Source organism: Prosthecodimorpha hirschii (assembly GCF_001305515.1).
GTDB classification, from domain to species: Bacteria; Pseudomonadota; Alphaproteobacteria; order Rhizobiales; family Ancalomicrobiaceae; genus Prosthecodimorpha; species Prosthecodimorpha hirschii.
Genome location: NZ_LJYW01000001.1, coordinates 4581363 through 4594015 on the forward strand (window position 1 = coordinate 4581363; position 12653 = coordinate 4594015).

A 12653-nucleotide genomic window follows, 5' to 3' on the forward strand; every position below is an offset into this window, starting at 1 on the left:
CGGCATCTCATCGGGGACCTGATCTTGCGGTACGTCTCGACGCGCGGCGACGCGCCCATTCTCGGCTTTTCGGAAGTCCTGCTCGCCGGCCTCGCGCGCGACGGCGGGCTCTATGTCCCGGAGACCTGGCCGACCCTGACGCCCGCGACCATTGCCGGTTTTGCCGGGCAGCCCTATTCGGAAGTCGCCTTCCGGGTGATGCATCCCTTCATCGACCCGGAGATCAGCCAGGTCGACCTGCGCCGCATCATCGACGAGGCCTATTCGGTGTTCCGGCATCCGGCCGTGACGCCGCTGATCCAGATCGCCCCCAACCATTTCATCATGGAGCTGTTCCACGGGCCGACGCTGGCCTTCAAGGACGTCGCCATGCAGTTCCTGTCGCGGGTGATGGACTATGTCCTCGAGCGGCGCGGGGAGCGGGCGACCATCGTCGGCGCGACCTCGGGCGATACCGGCGGCGCGGCGATCGAGGCCTTCCGCGGCCGCGAGCGGACCGACATCTTCATCCTGTTCCCGAAGGGCCGCGTCTCGCCGGTGCAGCAGCGCCAGATGACCACGGTCGACGATCCGAACGTGCATGCGCTCGCGGTCGAGGGCACCTTCGACGACGCACAGGCGATCGTGAAGGGGATGTTCAACCACTTCTCGTTCCGCGACCGGGTCTCGCTGTCGGGCATCAACTCGATCAACTGGGCGCGCATCGTCGCGCAGGTGGTCTACTATTTCGTCGCCGGCGCCACGCTCGGCGCGCCCTACCGGCCGGTCTCCTTCACCGTGCCGACCGGCAATTTCGGCGACATCTTCGCCGCCTATGTGGCGATGCGCATGGGCCTGCCGATCCGCAAGCTGGTCATCGCCACCAACGTCAACGACATCCTGGACCGGACGCTGAAGACCGGCGCCTACGAGCTGCGCGAGGTGATCCCCTCGACCTCGCCGTCGATGGACATCCAGATCTCGTCGAATTTCGAGCGGCTCCTGTTCGAGGCGACCGGCCGCGACGCCGCGCAGGTGCGCCGCATGATGCACGAGATGGCGCAGGCGCGGACCTTCTCGATCCCCGGCCCGGCCATGGAGCACATGCGCACCGTGTTCGCCTCCGGCCGCGCCGACGGCGCCGTGACGGCGCGCACCATCGCGGAGACCTACAGCCGGCTCGGCTATCTGGCCGACCCGCATACCGCGGTCGGCCTGGCGGTGGCCAACGAGCATCTGGAACGCGGCGTGCCGATGATCACGCTGGCGACGGCGCATCCGGCTAAATTCCCGGAGGCGGTCCAGCAGGCTTCGGGTATCATGCCGCATCTGCCGAACTGGCTCGCCCACATCATGCGCCGCGAGGAGAATATGGTGCATGTGCCGGCGGAACTGGTCACGATCGAGAAGGTGATCGAATCGAAGACCCGGGCCATCAAGGTCGGGTACTGACGGGCGCAAAGACCCGGCGGAGGAAACGGAGACGATATGGCGGTTGAGGTCTCGAGGCTCCCGAACGGATTGGCTGTGGTCACGGAGACCATGCCGCATCTGGAATCGGCGACCGTCGGCGTCTGGGTCGGCGCCGGCGCCCGGTCCGAGCGTCCCGAGGAGCACGGCATCTCGCATCTCCTCGAGCACATGGCCTTCAAGGGGACGCGCCGCCGCAACGCCCGCCAGATCGCCGAGGAGATCGAGGCGGTCGGCGGCGAGATCAACGCCGCCACCTCGGTCGAGACGACCGCCTACTACGCCCGCATCCTCAAGGGCGACCTGCCGCTCGCCGTCGACATCCTGTCCGACATCCTGACCGAATCGGTGTTCGACCCGGGCGAGTTGGAGCGCGAGCAGCACGTCATCCTGCAGGAGATCGGCGCCGCCTACGACATGCCCGAGGACCACGTCTTCGACCAGCTGCAGCAGTCGGCCTTTCCGGGCCAGCCGATCGGCCGGCCGATCCTCGGCACGCCCGAGACCGTCAAGGGCTTCACCCCGGAGGCGCTTGCCGGCTATCTCGGCGGGCATTATCGCGGCCCCGTCATGGTGCTCGCCGCCGCCGGCGGCATCGAGCATGACGATGTGTTGCGCCTGGCCGAGGAGCGCTTCGGCGGCATCGGCAACGGCGCGGCGCCGGCGATCGAGACCGCGACCTATCACGGCGGCAGCTGGCGCGAGGAGCGCGACCTGCACGAGGTGCAGATCACGCTCGGCTTCGAGGGGCGCCACTACACCTCGCCGGATCACTATGCCGCCCAGGTGCTCGCCGCCACGCTCGGCGGCGGCATGTCCTCGCGCCTGTTCCAGGAGGTGCGCGAGAAGCGCGGCCTCTGCTATTCGATCTCGGCCTTCCACTGGGGCTATGCCGATACCGGTCTGTTCGGCGTCCACGCCGCGACCGGGGAGGGCGATGTCGACGAACTGGTGCCGCTGATGCTCGGCGAGATCGAGCGCATTTCGGGCGATCTGGCCGCCGACGAGGTCGCCCGCGCCAAGGCGCAGATGCGTGCCGGCCTGCTGATGAGCCTCGAAAGCCCGACCTCGCGCGCCAGCTCGCTGTCGCGCCAGATGCTGATCCATGGACGGCCGCTGACCGCGCGCGAGATCATCGCGCGGATCGACGAGGTCGGCGTCGAGCAGGTCCGGCGTCTCGCCGCGGACATCTTCGCCGGGTCTCCGCCGACCGTCGCCGTGATCGGGCCGCCCGACGTGTCCGTCGATCCCGATCTGGTCGCACGCCGGATGGGTTCGCCGCGCAAGGCTGCGTGAGGCGGCGGCATGGCCTTCCTGCGGGCATCCGCCTTCGAACCGGTCCCGATCATCAGGGGGGACGGCTTCTATCTGCGCAGCCCCGCGCTCGGCGATCACACCGCCTGGGCGTCCTTGCGCGAACAGAGCCGCAGCTTCCTGTCGCCCTGGGAGCCGACCTGGCCGGTCGACGATCTGGACAAGGCCGCCTTCCGGCGCCGCATCAAGCGCTACCAGCAGGAGATCCGTGCCGACCACGGCTATCCGTTCTTCCTGTTCCGCGCCCATGACCACGCCCTGCTCGGCGGCCTGACGCTCGCCTATATCCGGCGCGGCGTGACCCAGTCCTGCTCGCTCGGCTACTGGATGGGGCAGCCCCATGCCGGCCGCGGCCTGATGACCGCGGCCGTGCGCGCCGTGCTGCCCTACGGCTTCCAGACGCTGCGGCTGCATCGGATCGAGGCCGCCTGCCTGCCCTCCAACGCGGCCTCGATCGCGCTCCTCGAAAAGGTCGGATTCACCCGCGAGGGATACGCCCGCCGTTATCTGTGCATCAACGGCTACTGGCAGGACCACCTGCTCTTCGCCATGGTCGACGAGGACTGGTACCAGACGCGGCGCTGAATATGTCCGTCCGGACCGGATCCGAGGCGGCTGCGTCCGACCGGGCCGCTTGTGGTCGATGCGCGGAGCCGGTAACTCTGCACCACGTCTCATCGACGAGCGAACCGGCGCCGGATGCTGATTCGGTTTCGGCTTGGCTCCGATCATCAGGCCGGGAGTTCGAGTGTTTTCAACGTGCGCGACTGAGGCGACGCGAGAGAGCGGCATCCGCACGAGCGGTCCGGTTCTGGGCGTCGTCATCCGTGCCCTGGTCTGGCTGATCCTGGCGGTGGCCGGGATCGCCGGGACCGCTCCGGCATGGGCGTTGGAGCCGATCGACGTGGCGGTGGACAAGCCGGCACTGGACATTACCGGGCTGGTCGAGTTCCGCATGGATGCCGGCGACCGCCTGCAGGTTTCGACCGCACCGGGTCCCGACGGTATCGTGCGCCGCATCGAGGTGCGCTCCTCGCGCCAGGGCGCGTCCGACACCGACTGGTTCGTCTTCGCGCTGCGCAACAATTCCGACGAGCAGATCGACCGGCTCCTGGTCGCACCCTTCTTCCGGCTGGCCGGTTCCGGCCTCGTCTCGCCCGATCTCGGGTCGAGCCGGATCGTCTCCATCTCGACCAGCCAGGGTTTCGCGCCGGAACGGCAGGCCTCCAACGAGGCGGACGTCTTTCAGATCACGCTCGATCCGCGCACGGTGGTGACCTTCATCGTCGAAATGAAGACGTCCAGCCTGCCGCGGCTCCTCTTGTGGCAGCCGGACGCCTACAAGGACACGGTCAACGCCTTCACGCTCTATCGCGGCATCATCCTCGGCATTTCCGGCCTGCTCGCGCTGTTCCTGACCATCCTGTTCGTGGTCCGCGGCACCATCATGTTCCCGGCCACGGCCGGCCTCGCCTGGGCGGTGCTGGCCTATCTGTGCATCGATTTCGGCTTCTGGGGCAAGGTGTTCCGGGTCCCGCCCGGGTCCGACCAGGCCTATCGGGCGAGCGCGGAGGTGATGATCGCCACCACGCTGGTGCTGTTCCTCTACGGCTATCTGAACCTCAACCGCTGGCATGTCAGCTACAGCCACGTCGCCGCCGCCTCGATCGTGATCCTGCTCGGTCTGGTCGGCGTCGCGGTGATCGATCCGGTGCTGGCCGCCTCGATCGCCCGGCTCGCGCTGGCCATCGTCGCCGTGGTCGGCGCCGGCCTGATCGCCTACATGGCGGCGCACGGTTTCGACCGCGCCTTCATGCTGATCCCGACCTGGATCCTGCTGATCTTCTGGCTGATCGCCGCCGGCCTGACCGTGTCGGGCAGCCTCGTCAACGATGTCGTGCAGCCGGCGCTGGCCGGCGGGCTGGTGCTGATCGTGATGCTGATCGGCTTCACGGTCATGCAGCATGCCTTCACGGGCGCCGCCATGGGGCCGGGCGTGATCGGCGACGTGGAGCGCCGCGCGCTGGCGCTGGTCGGCTCCGGCGACATGATCTGGGACTGGGACGTGGCGCGCGACCACATCTGGACCAGCCCGGAGACCGAGGACATTCTCGGCGTCGAGCCCGGCACGCTGGAGGGCCCCGCGCGCGGCTGGCTCGAGATCCTGCATCCGCAGGATCGCGACCGTTTCCGCACCACCCTCGACGCCGTCGTCGAGCAGCGCCGCGGCCGCGTCTCGCTGGCCTTCCGGCTGCGCTGCGAGGATGGCCATTTCCGCTGGTTCCAGCTGCGCGCGCGGCCCGTGCTCGGCGGCGACGGCGAGGTCGGCCGCTGCGTCGGCACCCTGCTCGACGTGACCGATGCGCGCACCACCGAGGAACGGCTGCTGCACGACGCCGTCCACGACAACCTGACCGGCCTGCCGAACCGCGAGCTGTTCCTCGACCGCATCATCGCGGCGCTGGCCCGCTCGCGCGCCGACGGGACCGGGCGGCCGTCGATCCTGGTGCTCGACATCGACCGCTTCAAGCAGGTCAACGACAGCCTCGGCCTGTCGGTCGGCGATTCCATGCTGCTGACCGTCGCCCGGCGGCTCGCCCGTCAGCTGAAGCCGCAGGACAGCCTGGCGCGCATCTCCGGCGACCAGTTCGGCATCGTGCTGATCTCCGAGCAGGACCCCGAACGGGTCGCCGCCTTCGCCGATTCGATCCGCCGCGCCATCCGGGCGCCGATCACCTTCGGCGAGCGCGAGATCTTCCTGACCGCCTCGATCGGCATCGCCGTCTATGACGGCCAGAGCCGCAAGGAGGACGAACTGGTCAAGGATGCCGAGATCGCCATGCACCATGCCAAGCGGCTCGGCGGCGACCGGCTCGAAGCCTTCCGTCCGTCGCTCCGCACCCATGGCGGCGATGCGCTGACCATGGAGGCGGACCTGCGCAAGGCGATCGAGAAGGAGGAGATCCGCATCCTCTACCAGCCGATCCTGTCGATCGCGGAGAACCGCATCGCCGGCTTCGAGGCGCTGGTGCGCTGGGACCATCCCAAGCGCGGCCGCGTGCCGCCGCAGGAATTCATCTCCATCGCCGAACGCACCGGCCTGATCATCCCGCTCGGCCTGTTCGTGCTCGACAAGACCGCCCGGCAGCTGTCGCAGTGGCAGGAGGAGTTCGAGCAGGACCCGCCGCTCTTCGCCAGCGTCAACGTGTCGAGCCGGCAGCTGATCCGCCACGATCTGATCAACGACGTGAAGTCGGTCATGTCGCGCGTCGATCTCGCGCGCGGCTCGCTCAAGATCGAGGTGACCGAAAGCCTCGTCATGGAGAATCCGGAATACACCGCCAAGGTGCTGATCCGGATCAAGGAACTCGGTGCCAGCCTGGCGCTCGACGACTTCGGCACCGGCTATTCGTCGCTGTCCTATCTGCAGCGCTTCCCGTTCGACACGATCAAGATCGACCAGTCCTTCGTGCGCGGCGACGGCAAGGAACGGCCGCTGCTCCTGAAGACGATCGTCGGCCTCGGCCGCGACCTCGGCATGAGCGTCGTCGCCGAAGGGGTGGAGACCGAGGAGCAGGCCAAGGAACTGAAGCTGCTCGGCTGCGACTATGCCCAGGGCTTCCACTACGGCCAGCCGATCCCGCCCGAAGAGGTCCGCCGCCTGCTCGACCGCCGGCAGCGCGTCGCCGCGCAGTAGCAGGCCGCCGCCCCCGAACCGCACGGATCACGTCATCCGGCGCGGGGAGAGGCCAGGGGCGGCAGGCTTCCGCCGTGACCTAGGGTCGAAGACCGGCGATCGGGCGGGGGCGTAGTCGCGGGCGGAGGCCGCCCGCAACCCGGTCTGCGCAGCCGGTGGCTACCAGCTCTTCAAGGCCCGCAGGGTCGGGGTCTTCTTGGTGAAGTGGTCGCCCATGCGGCCGATCAGGCGGTCGAGCAGTTCGACCGCCGCGACCACCTCCGGCCCCTTGTTGAGCATGACGCATTCGGCGCGGGCCGCCATGGCGGCATCGGTCATCTCGCCGCGCGACGGCACGCCGTCCTTGACCAGATCCTCCAGGACCTGGGTCGCCCAGATGGCCGGCACCCGGGCGGCCTCGCAGATCCAGAGGATCTCCTCCTGCATTTCGGCCAGCCGCTCGAAGCCGATCTCCGCCGCCAGGTCGCCGCGCGCGATCATGACGCCGAACGGGCGGCGTCCCGCGGCCCGGGCGATCAATGCCGGCAGGTTGGCGACCGCCTCGGGCCGCTCGATCTTGGCGATCAGGCCGAGCGGCTTGGCGCTGGCATTGCGGGCCGCCAGCATGTCCTCCAGAAGGTCGATGTCGGCCGCGTGGCTGACGCAGGAATAGCCGATCATGTCGGCGATCGCGATCACGGCCTCGAGGTCGGCCGCGTCCTTGTCGGTCAGGGGCGACAGGCCGAGCGCGGTGTCGGGCAGGTTCAGACCCTTCTCGGGCTTCAGCTTGGCGCCGCCGGTCTTGGCGCGCAGGACATGCAGGCGCGCCCGGTCCTCCGAGACCGCCTCGACCACTGCCTCGACCTTGCCGTCGTCGTAGCGGACCCGGTCGCCGACCGAGAGCCGGCGCACGATCTCGGGCAGCGAGACCGCCGCCACGAAGGGCTCGTGCTTGCCGGCCTCCGGCGTGCCCTCGGCGATCAGAACCAGGTTCGAGCCGGGCACGAGCCGGCCCTTGTCGTGTACCGCGACCGCGCCGGTCCGGATCTTCGGGCCGGCGATGTCCATCAGGATCGGCACGGCGCGGCCGCTGCGCGCGGCGGCGGCGCGGACATGGCCGGCCATCCGGCGCCAGGCGTCGGGATCGTCATGGGCGCAGTTGATGCGCGCCACGTCCATGCCGGCCGCGACCAGGCGGTCGGCCAGGGCGCCGTCGTCGGCCGCCTCGCCCGGCAGGGTGACCATGATCCGTCCGCGCCGATGCGGGCGCGGCGCACCGAGGAGGGCCTCCGTATGGACGGCGAGGGCGGTTTCGCCGGCGAAGAAAGCGGCCTCGGTCGGCTCCTCCACCGGGGCCGGACGGCCGGCCAGCGCCGCCAGCGCGAAGGCCACGGCGTCGAGGGTCGGCAGCACGCGGCCCTCCATGCGGCCGAGCGACGACAGGCCGTGCCGCATCAGGCGGCGCTGCAGGTCGCGCAGGTCGTGGTGGCGGACGGCCAGATAGTGGGCGAGGTTGACGACCCCGGGGTCGTCCGCTGTCGCCGGCCCGGCGAAGCGCCCGATCAGGCCGCCGGCCTCCTCGAGAACCCGGCCGCGCAGGGCCAGGACGTCGTCGAGCAGGCCGGAGAGGGCGCCCGCATGAACCGGCGCGGCCGCCGGGCTTGGCGATGCGGCAGCGACGGAGACGGACGGAAGGACGGTGGCGGCAGGGGAGGGGGCAGCGGGGGAGGAGACTGCGGGGGCGGCGGAGGTGGACTTGCGCGGCATGGGCTCGCCTGGCTCGAAGGAAGATGCATGAGCATCCCTGCAGAGCATGACAGGAGCATGGGTGTCATCGCCCGAAGCCCCGTCATCCGTATTCGACCCGACCGGAGGGCCGGTGCCGCCCGACGGCTCGATGGTCCCGAAAGTCTCCTCCGGCCCGATAGTCTCGTCCGGCAGTCCGGGCGGGACGGCGCCTCAGCTCCCGGCGGGGGGCCGCCGCAAGCGGCCGATCACGAAGGCGAGCCAGACGCCGGCAAGCGTCGCGGCCAGTCCGTACCAGGTCAGCGCATATTGCCAATGATTGTTGGTGAAGGTGACGAGCGTCTCGCCGGCTTGCGGCAGACCGCCGGGCGGGGTCTGCGCGGCGGCCGCATCGAGGGTCAGCGGAAAGGTGCGGGCCGGGTCGAGACCGGCGGCGCGGGCGATCTCACGCGCGTCGCGGGTGAACCAGACATTGTTGGCGCGGTCGTTCGCGGGGGTGAACAGGTTGCTGCCTTCGGGGCGGCGCAAGAGGCCTTCGACGGTGGTCTCGCCTTCGATCTGGCTGCCGGGCCGGCTGGCCGGCATCTTGCGGTCGAGCGGCACGAAGCCGCGATTGACGACGATCACGCTGCCGTCGTCGCGCAGGAGCGGCGTCACCACGAAATAGCCCTGGCCCGACAGGCGGCCCTTCGGATTGACCAGGGTGTGGAAGACGTGGACCTCCTTGTCGTTCAGGAAGCGCCCGGTGACGCGCGCGGCGGCATAGTCCTTGGCGTCCGCGTCGATCGCGGGCCAGACCGGTTCCGGCGGCAGGTTCTCGGCCGGCAGCGTGATGCGCGTCTTGACCCGCCCCATCATCGCCTCCTTCCAGGCGAGCCGGTCCATCTGCCAGTTGCCAAGCGCGACCAGGATCGCAAACACGACAGCGGCGGCGAGGGTCGGCCAGAGCACGAGGCGGAGACGGGACATCGGCGTTCCTGCATTGGACCCGGTCAGGGGCGCACGGCCGGCACGGGCAGGCGCGGATGCGGCCCCGCCGATCGGCTTCGGCGCGCACTCATAGCAACGGCCCAGGATGCTGACGCATCGGGCCGTTGAAGCAACGCGAATGTCTCATCGGCGTCAGAGGCATGAGAAATTCGCGTATCGAATACCGACGATCATTCCATGACCGTCGGTATCACTCGTCGGCGAGCCGGCCTTCGCGGGCCTTGTTGACATATTGCAGCGCGATCAGAAGCGCCTTCAACGGGCGCAGCATGCCGAGCGACAGGATCAGGATCAGCGGCATCCAGATCGACATGTGCACCCACATCGGCGGCTGGTACTTGACCTCGACCACCAGGGCCGCGCCGACCACGATGAAACCGACGATCAGGATGACGAACACGGCGGGTCCGTCACCGGCATCGATGAACTTGTAGTCCTGGCCGCAGACCGTGCAGGCCGGCGCGGTATCGAGGAAGCCCTGAAACAGCTTGCCCTGACCGCAGCGCGGGCATCGGCACCGGAGCCCGGTCGAGAAGGGCGAGAGCGGCGGATAGTGGTAGCTCATGCGCGGCTCCTTGCTGCAGCGGCCCGGCGCCGGGTGCGGCGCTGGCGCCGACATACTCCCTTTCCGGCCGGCAGGGGAGGGCGGATCGTTGCGGACCGACCCGGATCGGGCAGGCCGGAAAGAAATCACCCGGGCGGAGGAGCCGCCCGGGTGTGAAGATCGCACGATCGTGATCCGCGGATCGGATCAGTGGGCGCCGGCGCCGGCACCCCAGACATAGATGCAGGCGAACAGGAACAGCCAGACCACGTCGACGAAGTGCCAGTACCAGGCCGCCGCCTCGAAGCCGAAATGCTGCTTCGCGGTGAAGTGGCCGAGATAGGCGCGGATCAGGCAGACCGCCAGGAAGATGGTGCCGACCAGGACGTGGAAGCCGTGGAAGCCGGTCGCCATGAAGAAGGTGGCGCCGTAGATGTTGCCCGAGAAGCCGAAATGGGCGTGGCTGTACTCGTAGACCTGGCAGACGGTGAAGATCGCGCCGAGGATCACGGTCAGCCACAGGCCGGCCTTGAGGCCCTGGCGGTCGTCATGCAGCAGGGCATGATGCGCCCAGGTCACGGTCGTGCCGGAGGTCAGCAGGATCAGCGTGTTCAGGAGCGGCAGGTGCCAGGGATTGAAGGTCTCGATGCCGTGGGGCGGCCAGACGCCGCCGGTGGCGGTGACGCGCGCGAACTGCTTGGCCTCGTGGGCGAACAGGGAGGCGTCGAAATAGGCCCAGAACCAGGCGACGAAGAACATCACCTCGGAGGCGATGAACATGATCATGCCGTAGCGCAGGTGCAGCGCGACGACGCGGGTGTGATGGCCCTGATGGGCCTCCTTCACCACGTCCGCCCACCACGCATACATGGTGTAGAGCACCACGATCAGGCCGATCGCGAAGATCCACGGATTGGCGATGTTGATGCCGAGCAGGGGGACGCTTTCCGCCTTCAGCCAGCGGAACAGTCCGATCGCGCCGATCGCCATCAGGAAGGCGCCGACGGAGGCGACCAGCGGCCAGGGGCTCGGGTCGACGAGGTGGTAGTCGTGGTTCTTGGTATGGGCCTCGGCCATGGGTTCCCCCGTCATTCCTGATGGTCGGCAGCGGTTCAGAGCTTTTCCGGCGTCGATCCCGAAAGGGAACCGACAACCGGCTTGGACGTATTCGGCTTCGCCGGGAAGAAGGTGTAGGACAGCGTGATCGTTTTCAGCATGGTGAGGTCCTTGTCGCCGTCGATCTGCGGATCGACGTAGAACGTCACCGGCACGACGAGCTTCTCGCCGGCTGCGAGCTTCTGCTCGGTGAAGCAGAAGCAGATCATCTTGGTGAAGTAGCCGCCGGAGAGATCCGGCGTCACATTGTAGGCGGCGAGCCCGAAGGTCTCGCGGTCGCTGGTGTTTTCGATCACGTAGTTGACGGTCTCGACCGCGCCGGCCTTGACCGTCACGCTCGGCGTCTCCGGCGTAAAGCGCCAGGGCAGACCGTTGACGTTGGCGTCGAACCGGATCTCGAAGCTGCGCTCGATGACGTGATCGGGCGCCGACGATGCCGTCAGCGGCGTGCCGCCATAGCCGGTGGTCTTGCAGAACCATTCGTAAAACGGCACCGCCGCAAAGGCCGCGCCGGTCATGCCGGCGACCAGCGCCGCGCAGGCGATCGCCACCCGGCGATTGGCGCCGTCCGGTCGGGATTGGAGGTTTTCAGTCGTCGCCATCTAGAGTGGCCTCGCCAGAATGCCGGGACCCATCTTGAGGATGGTCACCACATAGAAGATCACGACGAGCGACACGAGCACCGCGGCGATCGCGACATTGCGCTGCCGCCGCCGCTTCTGCTGCGCTTCGGTCAGCTTGACGCCGTCCAGTTCGATCTTGTCGTTCTCGCCCATCACTGCACCGCTCATGTTCCGCTCCCGCCGTCTAGCCGATGATCGCGCCGGCGATGCGTTCGACCAGGAGCACCGCATAGAGCAGGAACAGATACAGGATCGAGAAGGCGAACAGACGGCCGGCCGCCTTGCGCGCCGGGGCCCCTTCGCGGATGCGCCAGACACGGGCCGCCAGCCAGACGAAAACCAGGCCGCTCGCGCTCGAGACGAGCGCATAGGCGAGGCCGCCGAAACCGAGCACCGCCGGCGCCACGCCGACCAGCGCCATCAGCACGGCATAGATCAGGATCTGGTGGCGGGTCGCGGTCTCGCCGGCGACGACCGGCAGCATCGGCACGCCGGCCGTGGCGTAGTCGTTCGACTTCAGCAGCGCCAGCGCCCAGAAATGGGGCGGCGTCCACATGAAGATGATCAGGAACAGCACGATCGATTCGATCGAGATCGAGCCGGTCATCGCGGCCCAGCCGACCATGGGCGGGAAGGCGCCGGCAGCGCCGCCGATCACGATGTTCTGCGGCGTCGAGCGTTTCAGCCACATCGTGTAGACGACGACATAGAAGAGGATGGTGAAGGCGAGCAGGCCGGCGGCCAGGAAATTGGCCGTCACGGCGAGCACCAGCACCGAGAAGACCGACATGGTGGCGCCGAAGGCCAGCGCCTCCTCGGCGGTGACCCGGCCGGACGGCACCGGCCGGCCGCGGGTGCGCGACATCAGACGGTCGATATCGGCGTCGTACCACATGTTCAGCGCGCCGGACGCACCGGCGCCGACCGCGATGCACAGAAGCGAGATGGCGGCGAGCACCGGATGCAGGCCGCCGGGGGCCAGCACCATGCCGACCAGGGCGGTGAACACCACGAGCGACATGACCCGCGGCTTCATCAGCTCGAAATAGTCGTGCGGCCCCGCCATCGATATCGATGCGATGGCGACCGGGGCGAAGCCCGGGGCTTCCTGCGACGTGCTCGACCAGTCGGTCATTCCCGATCCCTCCAGCCTGGCCTCGACCCGATGGCCGGCCGGGATTCGATCCGATCTTCA

At 68.6% G+C, this 12653-nt stretch carries 11 protein-coding genes; 4 read left to right on the forward strand and 7 right to left on the reverse strand.

Annotated elements, in window-relative coordinates:
• The first annotated feature begins 24 nt into the window (after window positions 1-24).
• The 4 genes from thrC to ABB55_RS20170 all read left to right on the forward strand — a co-directional run bounded on the left by thrC (window position 25) and on the right by ABB55_RS20170 (window position 6460).
• A complete protein-coding gene (gene thrC, locus ABB55_RS20155; protein ID WP_054362191.1) occupies window positions 25-1431 on the forward strand; it encodes a threonine synthase in 1407 nt (468 codons plus the stop codon).
• Between the two features lie 75 nt (window positions 1432-1506).
• Window positions 1507-2745, forward strand: coding sequence for a M16 family metallopeptidase (locus tag ABB55_RS20160; RefSeq protein WP_244472190.1), 1239 nt, complete (start codon window positions 1507-1509; stop codon window positions 2743-2745).
• 9 nt (window positions 2746-2754) lie between these two features.
• The gene (locus ABB55_RS20165; protein WP_054360412.1) at window positions 2755-3348 is read left to right on the forward strand and encodes a GNAT family N-acetyltransferase; all 594 of its coding nucleotides are present in this window, start codon (window positions 2755-2757) and stop codon (window positions 3346-3348) included.
• A 226-nt stretch (window positions 3349-3574) separates the two neighbouring features.
• The gene (locus tag ABB55_RS20170; protein WP_394367240.1) at window positions 3575-6460 is read left to right on the forward strand and encodes an EAL domain-containing protein; all 2886 of its coding nucleotides are present in this window, start codon (window positions 3575-3577) and stop codon (window positions 6458-6460) included.
• Window positions 6461-6619: 159 nt separating this feature from the next.
• Here ABB55_RS20170 and ABB55_RS20175 read toward each other — a convergent pair whose 3' ends face one another.
• The 7 genes from ABB55_RS20175 to ABB55_RS20200 form a co-directional block, all read right to left on the reverse strand.
• Complete coding sequence (locus ABB55_RS20175; RefSeq protein WP_083463790.1) at window positions 6620-8206, reverse strand: pyruvate kinase; 1587 nt, start codon at window positions 8204-8206, stop codon at window positions 6620-6622.
• A 192-nt stretch (window positions 8207-8398) separates the two neighbouring features.
• Window positions 8399-9154, reverse strand: coding sequence for an SURF1 family protein (locus tag ABB55_RS20180; protein WP_054360413.1), 756 nt, complete (start codon window positions 9152-9154; stop codon window positions 8399-8401).
• 211 nt (window positions 9155-9365) lie between these two features.
• Window positions 9366-9740: a DUF983 domain-containing protein gene (locus tag ABB55_RS20185; RefSeq protein WP_054362194.1), complete on the reverse strand. Its 375-nt coding sequence runs from the start codon at window positions 9738-9740 to the stop codon at window positions 9366-9368.
• A gap of 186 nt (window positions 9741-9926) precedes the next feature.
• Window positions 9927-10796 carry a cytochrome c oxidase subunit 3 gene (locus tag ABB55_RS20190; protein ID WP_054360414.1) on the reverse strand — a complete coding sequence of 290 codons (870 nt, stop codon included), beginning with the start codon at window positions 10794-10796 and terminating at the stop codon, window positions 9927-9929.
• 35 nt (window positions 10797-10831) lie between these two features.
• Window positions 10832-11437 carry a cytochrome c oxidase assembly protein gene (locus ABB55_RS20195; protein ID WP_054360415.1) on the reverse strand — a complete coding sequence of 202 codons (606 nt, stop codon included), beginning with the start codon at window positions 11435-11437 and terminating at the stop codon, window positions 10832-10834.
• Window positions 11438-11626, reverse strand: coding sequence for a hypothetical protein (locus ABB55_RS29910; protein WP_140939921.1), 189 nt, complete (start codon window positions 11624-11626; stop codon window positions 11438-11440).
• 16 nt (window positions 11627-11642) lie between these two features.
• Window positions 11643-12593 (reverse strand): heme o synthase, encoded by a 951-nt coding sequence (locus ABB55_RS20200; protein WP_054360416.1) that lies wholly within the window; start codon window positions 12591-12593, stop codon window positions 11643-11645.
• Between the last annotated feature and the right edge of the window lie 60 nt (window positions 12594-12653).

Excerpts from the sequence above, each read along its gene's own strand:
- ABB55_RS20165 (WP_054360412.1), top strand. The coding sequence starts at position 2,755 with ATGGCCTTCCTGCGGGCATCCGCCTTCGAACCGGTCCCGATCATCAGG.
- ABB55_RS20175 (WP_083463790.1), bottom strand. The coding sequence starts at position 8,206 with ATGCCGCGCAAGTCCACCTCCGCCGCCCCCGCAGTCTCCTCCCCCGCT.
- ABB55_RS20180 (WP_054360413.1), bottom strand. The coding sequence starts at position 9,154 with ATGTCCCGTCTCCGCCTCGTGCTCTGGCCGACCCTCGCCGCCGCTGTC.
- ABB55_RS20185 (WP_054362194.1), bottom strand. The coding sequence starts at position 9,740 with ATGAGCTACCACTATCCGCCGCTCTCGCCCTTCTCGACCGGGCTCCGG.
- ABB55_RS20190 (WP_054360414.1), bottom strand. The coding sequence starts at position 10,796 with ATGGCCGAGGCCCATACCAAGAACCACGACTACCACCTCGTCGACCCG.
- ABB55_RS20195 (WP_054360415.1), bottom strand. The coding sequence starts at position 11,437 with ATGGCGACGACTGAAAACCTCCAATCCCGACCGGACGGCGCCAATCGC.
- ABB55_RS29910 (WP_140939921.1), bottom strand. The coding sequence starts at position 11,626 with ATGAGCGGTGCAGTGATGGGCGAGAACGACAAGATCGAACTGGACGGC.
- ABB55_RS20200 (WP_054360416.1), bottom strand. The coding sequence starts at position 12,593 with ATGACCGACTGGTCGAGCACGTCGCAGGAAGCCCCGGGCTTCGCCCCG.